This is a genomic window from Paraburkholderia sp. RL17-383-BIF-A (genome assembly GCF_046028015.1).
In the GTDB taxonomy this organism is placed as follows: domain Bacteria; phylum Pseudomonadota; class Gammaproteobacteria; order Burkholderiales; family Burkholderiaceae; genus Paraburkholderia.
In genome coordinates, this window is the sequence record NZ_JARESR010000003.1 from 132,471 (window position 1) to 149,335 (window position 16,865).

Annotated in this window: 13 protein-coding genes and 2 pseudogenes; 3 read left to right on the top strand and 12 right to left on the bottom strand. The window is 63.6% G+C overall.

Annotated elements, in window-relative coordinates; all coding sequences use genetic code 11:
• Positions 1 to 91 precede the first annotated feature (91 nt).
• Together P0D71_RS04675 and P0D71_RS04680 are read right to left on the bottom strand one after the other, a co-directional pair.
• Positions 92 to 614 (bottom strand): annotated as a pseudogene (locus P0D71_RS04675) (efflux RND transporter permease subunit); the annotation flags it as partial.
• 112 nt (positions 615 to 726) lie between these two features.
• A pseudogene (locus P0D71_RS04680) lies at positions 727 to 936 on the bottom strand (efflux RND transporter permease subunit); the annotation flags it as partial.
• A gap of 421 nt (positions 937 to 1,357) precedes the next feature.
• Between P0D71_RS04680 and P0D71_RS04685 the strand changes: the two are divergent.
• The gene (locus P0D71_RS04685) at positions 1,358 to 1,570 is read left to right on the top strand and encodes a hypothetical protein (protein WP_007179664.1); all 213 of its coding nucleotides are present in this window, start codon (positions 1,358 to 1,360) and stop codon (positions 1,568 to 1,570) included.
• A 104-nt stretch (positions 1,571 to 1,674) separates the two neighbouring features.
• Positions 1,675 to 2,703 (top strand): serine/threonine protein kinase, encoded by a 1,029-nt coding sequence (locus P0D71_RS04690; RefSeq protein ID WP_091800889.1) that lies wholly within the window; start codon positions 1,675 to 1,677, stop codon positions 2,701 to 2,703.
• 42 nt (positions 2,704 to 2,745) lie between these two features.
• Here P0D71_RS04690 and P0D71_RS04695 read toward each other — a convergent pair whose 3' ends face one another.
• Positions 2,746 to 4,647, bottom strand: a complete 1,902-nt coding sequence (locus P0D71_RS04695; protein WP_408479360.1) for a DUF3857 domain-containing transglutaminase family protein — start codon at positions 4,645 to 4,647, stop codon at positions 2,746 to 2,748.
• Between the two features lie 327 nt (positions 4,648 to 4,974).
• Here P0D71_RS04695 and P0D71_RS04700 point away from each other — a divergent pair, with 327 nt between their 5' ends.
• Positions 4,975 to 5,715 carry a PepSY-associated TM helix domain-containing protein gene (locus P0D71_RS04700; RefSeq protein ID WP_408479361.1) on the top strand — a complete coding sequence of 247 codons (741 nt, stop codon included), beginning with the start codon at positions 4,975 to 4,977 and terminating at the stop codon, positions 5,713 to 5,715.
• Positions 5,716 to 5,801: 86 nt separating this feature from the next.
• Here P0D71_RS04700 and P0D71_RS04705 read toward each other — a convergent pair whose 3' ends face one another.
• The 9 genes from P0D71_RS04705 to rqpR form a co-directional block, all read right to left on the bottom strand.
• Positions 5,802 to 6,824, bottom strand: a complete 1,023-nt coding sequence (locus P0D71_RS04705; protein ID WP_408479362.1) for an XdhC family protein — start codon at positions 6,822 to 6,824, stop codon at positions 5,802 to 5,804.
• The gene (locus tag P0D71_RS04710; RefSeq protein ID WP_408183975.1) at positions 6,797 to 7,393 is read right to left on the bottom strand and encodes an SRPBCC family protein; all 597 of its coding nucleotides are present in this window, start codon (positions 7,391 to 7,393) and stop codon (positions 6,797 to 6,799) included. Before P0D71_RS04710 ends, P0D71_RS04705 begins: the two co-directional genes overlap by 28 nt.
• Positions 7,384 to 8,661: a vWA domain-containing protein gene (locus P0D71_RS04715; RefSeq protein WP_408479363.1), complete on the bottom strand. Its 1,278-nt coding sequence runs from the start codon at positions 8,659 to 8,661 to the stop codon at positions 7,384 to 7,386. Before P0D71_RS04715 ends, P0D71_RS04710 begins: the two co-directional genes overlap by 10 nt.
• A gap of 5 nt (positions 8,662 to 8,666) precedes the next feature.
• Positions 8,667 to 9,554, bottom strand: coding sequence for an AAA family ATPase (locus P0D71_RS04720; protein ID WP_408479364.1), 888 nt, complete (start codon positions 9,552 to 9,554; stop codon positions 8,667 to 8,669).
• 199 nt (positions 9,555 to 9,753) lie between these two features.
• Entirely contained in the window at positions 9,754 to 10,551 is a 798-nt protein-coding gene (locus tag P0D71_RS04725) for an FAD binding domain-containing protein (protein ID WP_091797181.1), read from the bottom strand.
• Positions 10,552 to 10,573: 22 nt separating this feature from the next.
• Positions 10,574 to 12,955, bottom strand: coding sequence for a xanthine dehydrogenase family protein molybdopterin-binding subunit (locus P0D71_RS04730; protein WP_408479365.1), 2,382 nt, complete (start codon positions 12,953 to 12,955; stop codon positions 10,574 to 10,576).
• Positions 12,956 to 12,965: 10 nt separating this feature from the next.
• On the bottom strand, positions 12,966 to 13,496 hold the full coding sequence (locus tag P0D71_RS04735) for a (2Fe-2S)-binding protein (RefSeq protein WP_408479366.1): 531 nt from the start codon (positions 13,494 to 13,496) through the stop codon (positions 12,966 to 12,968).
• Positions 13,497 to 14,521: 1,025 nt separating this feature from the next.
• A complete protein-coding gene (gene bcaP, locus P0D71_RS04740; RefSeq protein ID WP_091797174.1) occupies positions 14,522 to 15,913 on the bottom strand; it encodes a branched-chain amino acid transporter BcaP in 1,392 nt (463 codons plus the stop codon).
• Positions 15,914 to 16,208: 295 nt separating this feature from the next.
• Positions 16,209 to 16,865 (bottom strand): response regulator transcription factor RqpR, encoded by a 657-nt coding sequence (gene rqpR / locus P0D71_RS04745; RefSeq protein WP_091800886.1) that lies wholly within the window; start codon positions 16,863 to 16,865, stop codon positions 16,209 to 16,211.

Consider the following 16,865-nt stretch of genomic DNA (forward strand, 5'->3'; position numbering starts at 1 on the left):
GCCGCCGAAGCAGAGGTGTGGGGAGAGTCCGGAAGCGGAGTCACGAAACAATCTCCTCAGGCATGCAGCTGACACAAAAGAGTTAAGGATACGCTGAAAAATCCGTGCGCGTCGCGTCGCCGTGTTCGAGCAACTGCTCGCGCGCGAAGCTGATGACGAGAATCGAGTTGGCGGTCGTGATGCCGATACACGGTCTGCACCTGACCACGCACTTCGATGGTCGAGCTCTTCGGCAGATTGGCCTTGACGTCGTCGATGATCTTGCTCATGTCGTTGGACACGCCGCCGAGATCGCGGCCGTCGGCGGTGCCGAAAATATCGATGGTGGTCTGCGCGTTGTAGCGCGTGAGCGTCGCGTTGCCCGCTTCGCGCTTCATGGTGGCAAGCGAACCGAGACCATTGCTGCGTCCGTTCGCGGTCAGTGGAATGTTCGCGAGCGATTGCAGTGAATCGATCGTGTATTGCGGCGCTTCGATGATCACGTTATCGCTCCCGCCGTTGCGCGGATTGAGCCAGAACGTCGGCGTGCTTTGCTGGCTGCCGGACAACGTGATCAGCAGATTGCTCGCGACGTCGCGTTGCGAGAAGCCGGCTTGCTGTGCACGCGTGCGGTCTTGATGCCTGAAACCAGCAAGCCGATGCTGTCGATGATCGACTGCAACTCGCCGGCCGCTATCAACCGACGGATGCGCGTATCGACACGCGAGGAACACCAGAATGCGCACCGAGCGCAAGGCCGCCGAGCGTCGTGATGTTGATGGTTTCGCCGAGCATGGAGAGCGCGATGATCGACGTGATCATCGACAGCGGAATCGACACGGTGATGATCGGCGTGGCGCGCCAATTGCCGAGAAGCAGCAGAATCATCAGACCTGTCAGGCATGCTGCAATTAGCGCCTCGCGCAGCACGCCTTGCACCGAAGCGCGCACGAATACCTATCGACCATGATCGGCCGCTACCTGCCGCCATATGGAGCGGCGCGTGGCGGGCGTGACGTGTGCCGCCGTGGCCCGAGCCGGCTGGCTCGGCGGGCCGATCGAACAAATGGTCCAGTTGGTGCACGATTTTGATATCTCACCCCAGCAGGGTTTATGATGGTCTCGTTGCGACGCGTTACGCTCCGAATCATCGGTCGGTCGCGCCGTAATGGGAATAGGGCGAAACGACGGCTAAAGACCCTCGAGTTCGCGCTTTCCCCGGCCCCGCAAAACGGGAACAATGACTCGAACCTCTCACGCGTATCACGCGCAGCAGATTGGGTGCGTACGCAACGTTATCGGCGGAGCGACGCTTTTATCATCACCTTGACCGGCATGGAAACCATAAAGCCGGCTATGGGAGAAACGGGGAAACATCATGCAAATCGGTTCCATTGTCCGATCGGTGCATATCGCCGTGCCGCAAGGCGCGCGCGGGATCGTCATGCGCATTCTCGGCGACATGGCCATGGTGGCGTGGTATGCCGGCGAGCCCGGCGCTTCGCTGCAACTGAACACTGAACCCTTTTTCCTTGAAGACCTGATCGATACGGGCGAGTTGGTGCGACCGTCGAGCGCGCAGATGCATTGAAGGCAGTTTGAGTGCACGCCGTGTGCAAGTTGTAAGCCGCGGGTGGTTCCGCGTTGTGTGCTGTCGCTCTCGTCTTTGACGGCGGCGCGGCGCACAATGCGGGCATGAACGACGACATCCTCGATCCACAGGACAGCGCTAGCAGCGCTGTACCTTTCGCCCGGCTCAAGCCGGAAATCGTGCTCGACGCGCTCGACAGCGTGCTCAGCACGGTCGGTGTGCGCACCGACGGTCGCATGCTGCCGCTCAACAGCTACGAGAACCGCGTGTACCAGGTCGGCGTGGAAGACGGCCCGCCCGTGGTCGCGAAGTTCTACCGCCCCGAGCGCTGGAGCGACGCCGCCATTCTCGAAGAACATGCCTTTGTTGCCGATCTCGCCGCGCGCGAGATTCCGGCCGTGCCCGCGCGCGCTTTCGAGGGCCGCACACTGCATACCTTCGACGGTTTTCGCTTCTCCATCTTCGAGCGTCGCGGCGGCCGCGCGCCGGATCTCGACCGGCCCGACACGCTCGAATGGCTCGGGCGGTTCATCGGCCGCATTCATGCGGTCGGCCAGACGCAGAACTATATCGAGCGACCTACGCTCGATATCAACACGTTCGGTTACGAGCCGCGCGACTTCCTGCTCGCCCACCGTTTCGTGCCGGACGACGTGCGCACTGCGTGGGAAACCGTGGTGAATCTCGCGCTCGAAGGTGTCGAGCGTGCGTTCGAACGAGCGGGCGACATCCGCATGTTGCGAATGCATGGCGACTGCCATCCGAGCAATGTGCTGTGGACCGACGCGGGGCCGCATTTCGTCGACTTCGACGACAGTCGCATGGGACCGGCGGTGCAGGATTTGTGGCTGTTGCTGCCGGGTGAGCGCGCCGAAGCGTCGCGCGCGCTGGCGGATCTGCTCGCCGGCTATGAAGACTTCTGTGACTTCGAGCCGCGCGAACTCTATCTGGTCGAAGCGTTGCGCACGCTGCGGCTGATTCACTATCAGGCCTGGCTCGCGCGACGCTGGGACGACCCGGCATTCCCCGCGGCGTTTCCGTGGTTCAACACGCAGCGTTACTGGGAAGAGCGCATCCTCGAGTTGCGCGAGCAACTCGGCGCGATGCAGGAAGGGCCGCTCTGGCCCGTTTGAACGCAGCGCCGCTTCATGGCATGCGCTATCTGTCGCGGGCGCTCAGGGCGCCTGCGACGCAACGCTCGACGACTCCACCAGCGTCGATCTGACAATCACTTCCGCCCGCACGTCGCGCCCGATTGCTTCGATCGCGGGGCGCATCTGCGCGAAGTCGTCGGGCGTGCAGACGTCGCTATCGAAATGCGTGGCGCCGTCGCGCGTCATCGTGATGACGTTGCTGGACTGATCGAACGTGTACTGCGACTGGAAATCGACAAAGCGGCCCTCGGTGCGTTTCGCTTCCGGCATGTCGAGCACGCGAAAATTGGCGGGTAACTCGATGCGCGCGCGTTCATGCAACGCCAGGTTATGGCAAACGAACGGCTGCGTGCGCAGGCGCTCGCCGAGCCAGTAACGCGTATCCGCCGCGAAGCCGCCTGCGAGACTCGTCAGCGCCGGAATCGATGCCGCCGCGCCAGGCACCACGAGATTTTCCAGCGTGCCTTTCATCGTGATGATGAGCGGGCCGTCGGCGACGGTGAGGTCGTTCGTGGTGAGCGTGGCGGCGCCGCGCAGATTGGCGCCGCGCAATTCGGCCTGGATCGACTCCTCGCGTTGCGCGGGCGTCTGCGTGCGCAACATGGCGCGCGTCTGTTCGGTGGAAGCGCCGGCCGCTTCCAGCCGATAGGTGAAGCTCGCCGAGCCATCCGGTTCGACCTTGATCGACAGATCGGTGCTGCGCGTCATGGTCGCGGTGGCGGGCGTGCGCGAGAGCACGCCCTCGCCGACGAGCACGGTCGGCCGGTTCATATCGGACGACGGCAGGAAACCGAACTCGACATTCGACGCGGTCGAGTCCGCGTATTGCTGCAAATCCGGCAGCCACGTGATGACGTGATTGATGACGCCATAGCCCGGCACGCTTGGCAGCGTGTAGATCGTGCCGCTGCTGATCAAGGCCGGTTCGTTGCGCACGCCGGCCGCGTCGAGCAGCGCGCCGTAGAGCGCCACGTGATCCTTGCAATCGCCGTAGCGGTTCGCGAGCACCGCGCTCGCGCTGTGCGGCACCACCGCGCCGCGCCCGACGTTGATCGCCACGTAGCGCACATTGCGGCGTACCCAGTCATACAGCGTCTTGGCCTTGTCGCGCGGCGCGCGGTCGTGCGCGGTGAGCTGCTGCGCGAGACGCACGACGGCGGCGTCTCGCGCGCCCGCGTCCGTCGCCGATTCGCGGTAGGTTGCGGCGAACGCGGCATAGTCCGGGAAGGTCGAGACCATCAGCCGGTCGCCATACGACACGTAGGCAACCGAGCCGCGTTCCAGTCGGCTGAAATGGGCTCTGTCGTAGCGATATTCGTAGCGCGTGCGGCCGTCGCGCGTCACGGGTTGCACAACGGTGAAGCCGCGCGCGTCCGCGTAAAGCGGCTTGCCGGCCGGGAGATCGTAGATCAGGCGGAAGTTGAGAGTTGGCGCGAGATCGGGCGGTGTGAAGTCGCTGAATTCGCCGGGCACGATCGGCTGCTTCTGCGTCTTGCGATAGGTGAGATGCACGCGCGCGCCTGGCTCCACCGCGGGAAACACGATCACTTTTTCCTGGATGTCCTGAAACATCGGCGCGTCGAACGAGCGGGCTTCTTGCACGTCGCGGATCTGCTCAGGCTGCACGTCGTGACGTACGCCGTCGACGGTGGTCGTGTAGGCCTCGAGGATCTGTACGTCCGCCATGTTGCGGTTGAACCAGACATATTGCTGCGCCACCCGCGCGACGCCCGCTTCGGTATTCACGTGCAGCGTCATCGAATCGAGCTTCGAGTAGGAGCCGTCGGCGTTCACGGTGAAGGTCTGCGTCTCGCCTTCGTTGGTATAGGGATCGTCCAGCCTCGCCTGGACGCTCGCGCTCGCGCCGGGGATGCCGACGAGCCAGCCGACAGAGACAAGAAAGACAAGAGAAGAGAGGCGCATGGCAGGCAGGTATCCGAACGAGGCGTTGACGGGATCGCCAGTTAGAGTCGGTTTGCGCCGCGCCAATGTCAAGCGGATGTCGCGCGTCGGGATTGAGCAAATACCCTGTTTATGTAATGATATCCATTCTCAATTAAAAGGCGTCGCCAGCTTCCTGTCACATTTCTCCTCTGTGACTGCCAGCCAGCCTCTCGGCCGGAGCACCTGGCCCGCAAGCCGGGTCGTCCGGTCCTTCCTTTTCGACACCTCTTTGACCGCTGCCGGTGAGCGGGCGCTTTGTCGCCGCGTGCCCGCGACGGATCATCTTGCTGCGCCTGGAGCCTGGATTTGAACGCGCCTGAATCAATCGATATGCAACCCGCCGCTGGTCACGGCACGCAATACACCGCTCACACGCCGCAACGCGGCCATCATCTGATGGACGACGCCGAGCAGGCCGCGCGGCGCCAGCGTTCGCGCCGCGCGAATTTCATCAAGTGGCTGCGCAAGGTGCATGGCTGGGTCGGTCTGTGGGGCGCGGTGCTGGGTCTGCTGTTCGGCGCGACCGGGTTCCTCCTGAACCACCGAGGTGGCCCGTTGAAGGTGTCGTCGGGTGAGCCGCAGGTGGAAGAAATGCAGATTCCCGTGCCGCACGAACCGCTGCGTTCGCCGATGGAGATGGCGAAGTGGCTCAAAGCCGAACTGAAGATCGACGGCAAGCCGGGCAGAACCAGGCGCGAGCCGGCGCATCCGGTGGCGTGGGGCGATCGCAGCACGATCCAGCCGGAATTCTGGCAAGTCGGCATCATGGGACCGTCGCAGAGCGTGCAGGCCGAATACTGGGTGGGCAACGGCTTCGTCGCGGTGAAACGCACGCACAACTCGTTTCTCTCGACGATGAACAACCTGCACAAAGGCGTGGGGCTAAGCGTCGGCTGGGTGCTGCTGATCGACACGATCGCCGGCAGCATGATTCTGCTTTCGCTGACCGGTGTCCTGCTGTGGACCGAGTTGAACAAGCGCCGCGTGGTGGGCGTCGTGCTGGTGGGCGGGTCGGTGATCGCCGCAGTGGTGTGCGGCTTGATGTAAGCGGGTTGTTGCGCCGCGCGGCGTCGCGGTGCGCGGATAGGCGCAGCGGCGGCTGAAGGCAGCGCCGCGCGCAGACAGTATTCCCGTTAAACGCTACAGGCCGTTCCGCCGGAAGCCGCAATCTCACGCGCAGCCTTGGCGCCTTCGACCTGAAGCAAGGTGGGCAGAGAAACACCGTTCTTGGCCGCCGTCACTTCGGCAAGAATCGAAACCGCGATCTCAGGCGGCGTTCTGCTGCCGATATAAATCCCCACCGGTCCATGCAAGCGGGCCAACTCGGTATCGTTCAGATCGAACTCCTTGAGGCGTTCGCGCCGCGCCTGGTTGTTCCTGCGCGAACCCAACGCGCCGACGTAAAACGCCGGCGTCTTCAACGCTTCCATCAGCGCGAGATCGTCGAGCTTCGGGTCGTGCGTCAGCGCGATCACCGCGCAGCGCTCGTCGAGCTTCATCTCGATCACCGTATCGTCGGGCATGGTCCGCACGATCTTCGTGCCGGGGGTGTCCCACTCCTCGGTGTATTCCTCACGCGGGTCGCACACGGTGACCTGATAATCGAGCCCGACTGCGATATGGCACAGATAGCGCGACAACTGCCCCGCGCCGATCACCAGCATGCGGTAACGCGGGCCGTGAATCGTCAGCAGACGTTCGCCGTCGAAATGCACGCCGTCCGTTGCCTGCGCGTTTTCCAGCCGCACCGCGCCGCTCGCCATGGTCACTTCGCGGGCGACGAGGCGGCCGTTCTCCACGGCGCTGCACAGTTCGGCAATGCCGCTTTGCGCCGTTAACGGTTCGAGCACCAACTGGATCGTGCCGCCGCACGGCAGGCCGAAGCGGTGCGCCTCCTCCGCGGTGATGCCGTACTTGACCGCTTCGGGTAGCACCTGCTCGATACCGCGTTGCCGCACGCGGTCGATCAGATCGTCTTCGATGCAACCGCCCGACACCGAGCCCACCACGAGCCCATCGTCGCGCACTGCAAGCATCGCGCCCTCGGGACGCGGCGACGAGCCCCATGTCTTCACCACCGTGACCAGTAGCGCGCGATGTCCTTCTTCCAGCCAACGTGCGCTGGACTTCAGGACTTCGAGATCCACGCTGTCCATGATTTCTTCCTTTTCGTTGCGTCGCCGCCGGACTCGCCGTCCGCGGCTTCATTCGATGCTGTATTGTGCGGCGCCGTTTGATCGGCTGCATTTTCATCGCCGTCCGGGGGCGCCGTGCCTTCGCCGTCGGCGCCTAGCCGCGCGCCGAAGCGCTTGAAGAATTCACCCGCGATTTTACGCGCGGCGCCGTCGACGAGCCGCGAGCCGATCTGCGCGAGCTTGCCCCCGACCTGTGCGCTCGCCGTATAGGTGAGCTTCGTGACGGCCTCGCCGTCGGCTTGGAGCGAAACGTGCGCGTTGCCCTTGGCAAACCCCGCTGCGCCGCCCTGGCCTTCGAACACGATGCTGTACGAATTGGGCGCCTCGATGTCGGTGAGTTGCATGCGTCCCTTGAAACGCGCCTTGACCGGGCCGACCGCGGCGCTCAGCGCCACCAGGTAGGCGTTCTCACCGTCCGGATCGATGCTCTCGCAGCCGGGAATGCAGCCGCGCAGAATCTCCGTGTCGTTCAGCGCTTCCCATGCGCGTTGCTGCGAAACGGGAAGCGTATGGGTTTCGGTCAATTCCATGGTGTCGCTCCTGCGGCAGCCCTGACGCCGGCGCTGCGACGAGGCGCGCGCGTGAGTTGCGCGAGGTCGCGGCCGAACGCCGTCAGGCTGTCTAGATTATGAACCGGACGATGCGCGTCGACATACGGCAGGATTGCCTGTACGCCGCGCGCCTTCGGAGAAAAGCCGCTGAAACGCAGCAGCGGATTGAGCCACACGATACGGTGTGCGAAGCGGTGCAGGCGGGCCATCTCGGTGTCGAGCACATCGATCGCTTCGTGATCGAGGCCGTCGGTGACGAGCAGCACCGTGGCACGACCGGTCAGCACGCGCCGTGCCCAGCGGCGGTTGAATTCGGCGAGCGCCGCGCCGATCCGCGTGCCGCCTGACCAGTCGACCACCTGCTCGGTGAGCGTCGCGATCGCCACATCGAGGTCGCGCTCGCGCAGCGCGCGCGTGGCGTTGGTGAGGCGCGTGCCGAACAGAAACACCTGCAGCCGTTCGCGCGACTGCAGGAGCGCATGGCAGAAATACAGCACCGCGCGCGAATAGCTGCTCATGGAGCCGGAGATGTCGAGCAGCAACACGAGCGGCGGTTTGCGCTCGACCACCGCGCGATACTTCCACACCGTCCAGTCGCCGCCCGCGCGCACGGCGTGCCGGGCGCTCGCGCGCAAGTCCGCATGCGTGCCGTGCGAAGAGGCTTTCAGGCGGCGCGTCGGCTCGGTTGCGAGCGGCAGACGCTGGCCGCGGATCAGATGACGCAAAGTGCGCCATTCGTCGGCGGAAAGCGTGTCGAAATCGCGATGACGCAGGCGCTCTTCCGCGCTGAAGGTGACGTGCGCACGCAGTTCGTGTTGTTCGGTTTCCTGTGGCGCCTTGCTGTGCGGTGACGGCGGCGCGCGCACGGCCAGCGCGTCGGCGAGACGGTTGTTGCGTTTGGGCGGCGGCAGACCGTCCCGCACTTTCGGCAGTAGCAGCGCGCGCAGCTTGCCTTCCCAATCGGGATCGCGCCAGAACAGGTCGAACGCGGCGTTGAACAGATCGCGTTCGTCCGGCGCCGAGACCAGTGACGCGGCCAGCGCGGCGCGCACGTCGTCGCGGCGGCCCAGATCGATCCAGTGCAGCGCGGCGAGCGCGTCGACGGCTTGGGCGGGCGACATCGGCAAGCCCGCACCGCGTAGCAGCCGTACAAAATGGACCACGTTGCGCGCGAGCGTGGGTGTGTCGTCGAGCGGTGTGCTATGGCCCGAGGCGCCGCTGTTACCTGCGTCGAATGAGTTCGTCATGCTGGCTATCCAGGCGCGGCGAGACACTGCGCGATTTGCGCGGCATCGACGCGCGCCAGATCGTCCTGATACTTGAGCAGCACGCCGAGCGTGTTGTGCACGGATTGCGGATCGAGTTCGGTGACCGATAGCGCCTCCAACGCGCGGCACCAGTCGATCGTTTCGGCAATGCCGGGCGCCTTGAACAGATCCATGCCGCGCAGCTGATGAACGAAATCGACCGCACGCCGCTGCAATTCCGCCGAGGTCTGCGGCGCGCGAGCGGCGACGATCTCCAGTTCGCGATCGCGCTCCGGATAGCCGATCCATTGATACAGGCAACGGCGCTTCAACGCGTCGTGCACTTCGCGCGTGCGGTTCGAGGTCATCACGACGAGCGGCGGCTGCTCCGCGCGGATCGTGCCGTATTCGGGAATCGATACCTGGAAGTCCGAAAGCAATTCCAGCAGAAAGGCTTCGAACGGTTCGTCGGCGCGGTCGATCTCGTCGATCAGCAATACACGCCGTGCGCCGGGATGATTTTCATCGGGCATCAGCGCTTGCAGCAACGGGCGTTTCAGCAGGAATTCGCCGCGATACAGGGTGTCGTTGTCGGGACGCTCGCCGGCGGCTTCGGCAAGACGCAGCGCCATGATCTGCCGCGGATAGTCCCATTCGTAGAGTGCGCTCGCCGTGTCGAGACCTTCGTAACATTGCAGCCGCAACATCGAGGTGCCGAGCATGCCCGCCGCCGCCTTGGCGAGTTCGGTCTTTCCAACGCCCGGCTCGCCTTCGACGAACAACGGCCGTTCCATGCGCAGCGCGAGATACAGCGCGGTCGCCAGCTCACGGCTGGCGAAATAGCTCTGGGCGGCGAGTTGGGCGAGGGTGTCGTCGATTGAAGCGGGCTGCATGGAGTTCCTGAGTCTGCGCAAGGAAGGGTGGCTGGAGAAACGTGGCCGATGAAGCGAAGCCAACGAAACGAAGCCGCCGAAGCGAAGCCGATCAAGCGAAGTAACGAAGCGACGTGCCGCGCCGTCAGCGCACCTGAGCGAATGCGGCTGACGTGCCCGTGCGAGCGCAGGCACGTCAGCCGCGAGCAGCGAAGAACAGCTAAGCGTTCGCCTTCGTCACCGCGCGCGCGGCCAGCACCGGAATCAGATGCGCACGGTATTCGGCGCTCGCGTGCATGTCGGTGTTCAGGTCGGCGGCCGACACAGTCACCGCGCGTGCAGCCTCGGGCGTGAAGTTGGCCGACAGCGCGCTTTCCAGTTCAGGCACACGAAACACCGAAGACGCCGCGCCCGTCACCGCGACGCGCACACCGCTCGCAAACTTCGCGACGAATACGCCGACCAACGCGAAGTGCGAAGCGGGATTGCGGAATTTCTCGTACGCCGCGCGCTCCGGCACTGGAAACTCCACGGCGACGATCAGCTCGTCGGGCGCCAACGCTGTCTCATACATGCCGACGAAGAAATCGCTCGACGCAATGCGCCGCCGGTCCGTCACAATCGTCGCGTCCAACGCCATGGCAGCGGCCGGATAACAGGCGGCCGGGTCGTTGTTGGCGAGCGAGCCGCCTATCGTGCCGAGCGCGCGCACCTGGCGATCGCCGATATGCGCGGCGAGATCCGCGAGCGCCGGTGATACGCGCCGCAGTTCCGCGTGATCCGCGACGTCCGCATGACATACGGCGGCGCCGATCGTCACCGTCTTTCCGTCGACGGTGATCGACTTGAGCGCGGGAATGCGTGTCACGTCGATCAATTGTGACGGCTGCGCGAGACGCAGACGCATGGTGGGCAGCAGGCTTTGGCCGCCGGCCAGAAACTTCGCGTCGCTGTCGGCGGTGAGGAGGGCGGCGGCCGCTTTGGGATCCGTCGCGCGTTGATACTCGAATGAATACATGTCGAATGCTCCGCTCAGGATCTCAATGGGGTTGCTTGGCCGCGTGAATCGCGGACCACACGCGATGCGGCGTCGCCGGCATTTGCAGGTCGGTCACGCCGAGCGGCGCGAGCGCGTCCAGGATCGCGTTGATCACCGCCGGCGGTGAGCCGATCGCGCCCGCTTCGCCGCAGCCTTTCACGCCGAGCGGATTGTGCGTGCACGGTGTGCCCTTGGCGGTTTCGACGGTAAAGTTCGGCAGATCGGACGCATGCGGCATTGCGTAGTCCATGTATGAGCCGGACAGCAACTGGCCGCTCTCGTTGTCGTATACGCAGCGCTCCAGCATCGCCTGGCCGATGCCCTGAGCGAGCCCGCCATGCACCTGGCCTTCGACGATCATCGGATTGATCACGTTGCCGAAGTCGTCCACTGCGGTGAACTGCTGGATGCGGCACACGCCTGTCTCCGGATCGACTTCGATCTCGCAGATGTACGCGCCCGACGGATAGGTGAAGTTGGTCGGATCGTAGAACGCGCTTTCTTCAAGGCCTGGTTCGAGCACGTCGAGCGGATAGTTGTGCGGCACGTACGCGGCGAGCGAAATCTCGGCAAACGCCTTGGTGCGATCCGTGCCCGCGACGCGGAATACGCCGTCCTTGAACTCGATGTCTTCCGCCGCGGCTTCGAGCAGGTGTGCGGCGATCTTCTTCGCTTTGGTCTCGATCTTGTCGAGCGCCTTCATGATCGCCGAGCCGCCGACCGCGATCGAGCGCGAGCCGTATGTGCCCATGCCGAACGGAATGCGGCCGGTGTCGCCGTGGACGATCTCGACACTTTCCAGCGCAATGCCGAGCCGGTCGGCCACCACTTGCGCGAAGGTCGTTTCGTGTCCCTGGCCGTGGCTATGCGAACCCGTGAACACGGTGACCGAACCGGTGGGATGGACGCGAATCTGACCGACTTCGAACAGGCCGGCTCGCGCGCCCAATGCGCCCGCGATATTCGACGGTGCGAGACCGCAGGCTTCGATGTAGCACGAATAGCCGAGGCCACGCAGCTTGCCGTTCTTTTCGGATTCCTGTTTGCGCGCGGCGAAGCCTTTGACGTCAGCGAGTTCGAGCGAACGCGCGAGAATCGTCTCGTAGTCGCCGGTGTCGTAGGTGAGGCCGACGGGCGTCGCGTACGGAAACTCGCGGATGAAATTGCGGCGGCGAATCTCCGCCGGATCGAGCTTCATTTCACGCGCGGCGGTTTCGACGAGGCGCTCCACGACATATGTCGCTTCGGGGCGGCCCGCGCCGCGATAGGCATCCACGGGAACGGTGTTGGTAAACACCGCTTTCACTTCCGCGTAGATCGCGGGCGTGGCGTACTGACCCGCGAGCAGCGTCGCATACAGAATGGTCGGCACGCTCGACGCGAACGTGGACAGATACGCGCCCATGTTGGCGGTCGTATGGATGCGCATGCCGAGGAACCTGCCGTCCGCGTCCAGCGCCAGTTCGGCTTTGGTCACGTGATCGCGGCCGTGCGCGTCGGAGACGAACGCTTCCGAGCGCTCGGCCGTCCACTTGACCGGACGGCGGATTTTCTTCGACGCCCAGGTGAGCGCGACGTCTTCGGCATACAGGAAGATCTTCGATCCGAAGCCGCCGCCCACGTCCGGCGCGATCACACGCAATTTCGATTCCGGTAGCGAGAGCACGAATGCGGCCATCAGCAGGCGTTCCACGTGCGGATTCTGATTTGCGACGTAGAGCGTGTAGCTGTCGTCCTGCACCGAATAGCTCGCGTTGACCGCGCGCGGTTCGATTGCGTTCGGAATGAGCCGGTTGTTGACGATGTCGAGCGTGGTGACGTGCGCGGCTTTGGCGAAGGCGGCGTCGGTTGCGGCTTTGTCGCCGTGGCCCCAGTTGTAGCAGACGTTGTCCGGGACTTCGTCGTGAACCGCGGGCTGGCCGGCGTCCGCTGCATGCGCGGTGTCCACCACGGCGGGCAGCACGTCGTAGTCGACTTCGATCAATTCGGCGGCGTCTTTCGCGGCCTTGATCGAATCGGCGATCACGAGTGCGACCTGGTCGCCGACGTGACGCACTTTCGTATGCGCGATGATCGGATGTGGTGGCTCGTTCATCGGTTTGCCGTCGGTGCTGTGAATCAGCCAGCCGCACGGCAGCCCGCCGACGTTGTCGGCCGCCATGTCAGCGCCGGTGAAGATCGCGACCACGCCGGGCGACTGTTTGGCCGCGGCGGTATCGATGCTGTTGATCTTCGCGTGCGCGTAGGGCGAGCGCAGGAACACGGCGTAGGTTTGCTGGGGCAGGACGATGTCGTCGGTGTACTGGCCGTTGCCGGTCAGGAACCGATAGTCTTCCTTACGTTCGACGGAAGCGCCGATCAGATGGGTTTCGGGTGCGTTCATCGTCGGCTCCTCAGGCAGTGGCCGGTGCGTTGGCTTGCGCGTTGGCGTTCGCGGCGGCGTTGGCCGTGCCGGCGGACTTCATGCCCTCGGCGCCTTCGAGCACTGCCTTGACGATGTTGTGATACCCCGTACAGCGGCACAGATTGCCGTCGAGTTGGGCGCGCACGTCGTCGCCGGTGAGATTCGGCTGGCGCTGCACGAGCGAAACCGCGCTCATCACCATGCCGGGGGTGCAGAAGCCGCATTGCAGTCCGTGGCAATGTTTGAAGGCTGCCTGCATGGGATGCAGCGCGCCGTCTTTGGCGAGTCCTTCGATGGTGGTGATCTCTGCGCCTTCGGCTTGCACTGCGAGGATGTTGCAGGCTTTGATCGCGCGTCCGTTCAGATGGACAGTGCATGCGCCGCACTGGGCCGTATCACAGCCGACGTGCGTGCCGGTGAGCCGGAGTTGATCGCGAAGGAACTGGACTAGCAGGGTGCCAGGGTCGATTGAGGCGCTGATGGGCGCGCCATTCACCGTCAGACTGATGCTGATCGCCATGAAGTTGTCTCCTTATGGGGTGAGACCGGACCTTCCGTTTTGTTGTTCGCCTTCAGCTGCCTGTTCGTGGGTCCGATGAGGGTGCTGCGGTTTTTTTATGGGGCTGCCGAAAAGTAAAGCACAAATTGGGCTGGGGCGCTATGAGGGGTTTTTTGTTTGCTCGGCGGGTTGTGGCTTTGTTCTTTCGGGTTTTGGCCTTTCCTTGAATTCCTGGTGGTCTATTGGCGTTGCCCCTGTGCGGGGCGGCACTTACTTTCTTTGCATGCCGCAAAGAAAGTAAGCAAAGAAAGCGGCTTCACACCGCCAGCCCATAAGCGGGTCCCCTGGCTTGGAGGAGGTAGTGGTGCATCTGGAATCCGTGCTCTCGCACATTAGGTGTCAGTGACAAGGCCGTCATACTTCCCGCCTCGCGCTCCGCGCGCGACGGAACGGTTCGCTTCAGGAGGCTGCGTTTGTGCATTGCGGGAGCCGTCGGCTTCGCCTCGGCGAGACGCCTTAATGGGCCGTGGTCTTAGAGACGCTACTGACCCAAATAATGGCCAGCAGTTTGAGGAGTGCCACCGGCGCAAAAGACGCTGAACGTTTCGAGACGTGCCGCCGATGCAACGGACGCTCAACGTTTCGAGAAGTGCCACCGACGCAAAAAGACGCTCAGCGGCTTGGCAAGTGCCGCTGACGCCACAGCGGCAACCGCTGAGAAATGCCGCGGGCGCGCGCCCCGTCCGGCGGTTGCTGAAGTACCGCGACGGCGCGCGGAGCGCCGCCGGAAGGATGACTGCCTTGTCACCGGGGCGGAATGTGCGAGGGCACTGATTCCAGATGCACCACTACCTCCTCCAAGCCAGGGGACCCGCTTATGGGCTGGCGGTGTAAAGCCGCTTTCTTTGCTTACTTTCTTTGCGGCAAGCAAAGAAAGTGAGTGCCGCCCCGCACAGGGGCAACGCTAATAAACCACAAGCAAAACAAGGAAAGGCCAAAACCCGAAAGAACCCACCCACAACCCACCAAACAGGCAAGAACCCCAATCACTTGCTCAACTTCGAATGCCTCCGCGAATACCCAAAATAAATAACCAACCCGATGAGCAACCAAACAACAAAAGCCACCCAAGTAACAGCCTGAAGATTAACCATCAAAAACAGACAGGACGCAACAGCCAGCACCGGCACAACCGGCACCCCAGGACACCGAAACGCCCTCGGCAATTCAGGATGCGTTTTCCGCAAAACAAGAACCGCAATCGACACCATCGAAAACGCGGCCAACGTGCCGATATTGATCAGCTCAGCCAACACATTCAACGGCACCAGCGCCCCGATCAGCCCAAAGAAAATCCCGACGAGCCACGTAGTAAAAAACGGCGTAGCAAACCGCGGATGCACGCGCGAAAGCCGCGCAGGCAACAAACCATCGCGCGACATGGCGAAAATGACCCGAGTCTGGCCATAAGCCATCACGAGAATCACGGTCAACATACCCAGCACGGCGCCGAGATCGATAAACCCCGCGACCCACTTTTGACCCGCCACCTGCAACGCATACGACACCGGGTGCGAAATATTCGCAAACTGCGCCGACGGCACAATGCCGGTGACGACAGCCGCCACCGCCACGTACAACACCGCGCAAACGCCCAGCGACGCGATGATCCCGATCGGCAGATCGCGCTTCGGATCCTTCACCTCTTCCGCCGCGGACGACACCGAGTCGAATCCGATGAACGCGAAGAACATCACCGCCGCCGCGCCGAACACGCCGTTCCAGCCGTTCGGCATGAACGGATGCCAGTTGGCCGGCGTCACGTGAAATACGCCCACGCCGATCACCAGCAACACCACGACCACCTTGATCGCGACCATGACGTTGTTGATCCGCGCCGACTCGCGCACACCTACCGACAACAGCGCGGTGATCGCCATCATCACGAGGAACGCGGGCAGGTTGAAGAGCGTATCGTGGCCGGGCAATGCACCCGGCGCCGCCGTCAGCGCAACCGGCAACGAGACGCCGAAGCCCGACAGCAAAGATTGCAGATAACCCGACCAGCCCACCGATACCGCGGAGGTGGCGAGCCCGTATTCGAGCATCAAGTCCCAGCCGATGATCCACGCGGCCAGTTCGCCGAGCGTCGCATATGAGTAGGTGTAGATGGACCCCGCCACCGGAATCGTCGAGGCGAATTCGGCGTAGGCGAGCGCGGCGAAACCGCAGGCGATCGCCGCGATCAGGAACGAGATCATCAGTGCCGGGCCGGCCTGCACGGCGCCCGTGCCGGTCAGCACGAAAATGCCGGTGCCGATAATGGCGCCGACCCCGAGGAAGGTCAGATCGAGCGCGCCGAGCGCTTTCTTCAGGCCGGCGTTCTGAGCACTTGCGGCGATCATGTGCTCGACGCTCTTCTTGCGAAACAGGGACATTGGCGGGGGTCTCCAGTAGTGCACGCGTGTTGCGCGCCGAATGTCGGGAAACCCACGATTTTAACGGATACGTTCCGCGCCCCATTGCGGCACGGGCATTTTGCGTCATAGGCGCGGGGCTGAAAATTCCCGGCAGGCTAGGCTCGGGCGGCATGTTCGTCGGCTGCGCGGCCATTGGCCGCAAAGCTTTCGCTCGATGCTCTGCCAATCGGGAGGAATCGCTCTCTCGCAATCTCATCATGCGGGCGTGCGAGCTATTCAGCGCGCACTGAGCAATGCAGGCGGCAATAGGCCGTCAGCCCGCCATAGCGGGATTCAGATCGATGAGCCGGTTGCTCATCACGTAGAAGGTCAATTCGGCGTTATTGCGCAGCTTCATCTTCTCGAGCAGGCGGGTGCGGTACACGCTGACCGTTTTCACCGACAGTGAGAGCGCCACGGCGATATCCGTCAGGCGCTTGCCCGAGGCGAGCATGCATAGCGTCTGATATTCGCGGTCGGAGAGCTTTTCGTGCGGCAACTGTTCGCCGTCGAAGGACACGTAGTCGGCGAGCGCCTCGGCCATCGCCGGGCTCACGTATTTGCGGCCTGCCGCGACCTGCTGGATCGCGCCGATCATCTGCGCGGCGTCGACGGTTTTCGACAGGTAGCCGGCGGCGCCTGCTTTCAGGGCGCGCACGGCGTATTGGTCCTCGCGATACATCGAGAACATCAGCACGGCCACGCGCGGCGCTTTGCGCTTCATACGCTTGAGCACTTCGACGCCGTTCATGTCGGGCAGCGAAATGTCGAGCAGCACCACGTCGTAGCTGAATCGCGCGACGGCGTCGAGCGCTTCGGCGCCGCTTTGCGCTTCGGTCACGTCGCGCGCCACGCCGCGGTCGAGCAGCAGCTGACGGACGCCCTGGCGCACCACGGCGTGGTCGTCGACGAGCAGAATGCGCAAGCTCAT

What these genes read in the sequence shown, in the direction of transcription:
- bcaP (WP_091797174.1), bottom strand. Translation starts at nt 15,913, where the DNA reads ATGTCCCTGTTTCGCAAGAAGAGCGTCGAGCACATGATCGCCGCAAGT.
- P0D71_RS04735 (WP_408479366.1), bottom strand. Translation starts at nt 13,496, where the DNA reads ATGGCGATCAGCATCAGTCTGACGGTGAATGGCGCGCCCATCAGCGCC.
- P0D71_RS04730 (WP_408479365.1), bottom strand. Translation starts at nt 12,955, where the DNA reads ATGAACGCACCCGAAACCCATCTGATCGGCGCTTCCGTCGAACGTAAG.
- P0D71_RS04685 (WP_007179664.1), top strand. Translation starts at nt 1,358, where the DNA reads ATGCAAATCGGTTCCATTGTCCGATCGGTGCATATCGCCGTGCCGCAA.
- P0D71_RS04720 (WP_408479364.1), bottom strand. Translation starts at nt 9,554, where the DNA reads ATGCAGCCCGCTTCAATCGACGACACCCTCGCCCAACTCGCCGCCCAG.
- rqpR (WP_091800886.1), bottom strand. Translation starts at nt 16,865, where the DNA reads ATGAGCTTGCGCATTCTGCTCGTCGACGACCACGCCGTGGTGCGCCAG.
- P0D71_RS04705 (WP_408479362.1), bottom strand. Translation starts at nt 6,824, where the DNA reads ATGGACAGCGTGGATCTCGAAGTCCTGAAGTCCAGCGCACGTTGGCTG.
- P0D71_RS04725 (WP_091797181.1), bottom strand. Translation starts at nt 10,551, where the DNA reads ATGTATTCATTCGAGTATCAACGCGCGACGGATCCCAAAGCGGCCGCC.
- P0D71_RS04695 (WP_408479360.1), bottom strand. Translation starts at nt 4,647, where the DNA reads ATGCGCCTCTCTTCTCTTGTCTTTCTTGTCTCTGTCGGCTGGCTCGTC.
- P0D71_RS04690 (WP_091800889.1), top strand. Translation starts at nt 1,675, where the DNA reads ATGAACGACGACATCCTCGATCCACAGGACAGCGCTAGCAGCGCTGTA.
- P0D71_RS04710 (WP_408183975.1), bottom strand. Translation starts at nt 7,393, where the DNA reads ATGGAATTGACCGAAACCCATACGCTTCCCGTTTCGCAGCAACGCGCA.
- P0D71_RS04715 (WP_408479363.1), bottom strand. Translation starts at nt 8,661, where the DNA reads ATGACGAACTCATTCGACGCAGGTAACAGCGGCGCCTCGGGCCATAGC.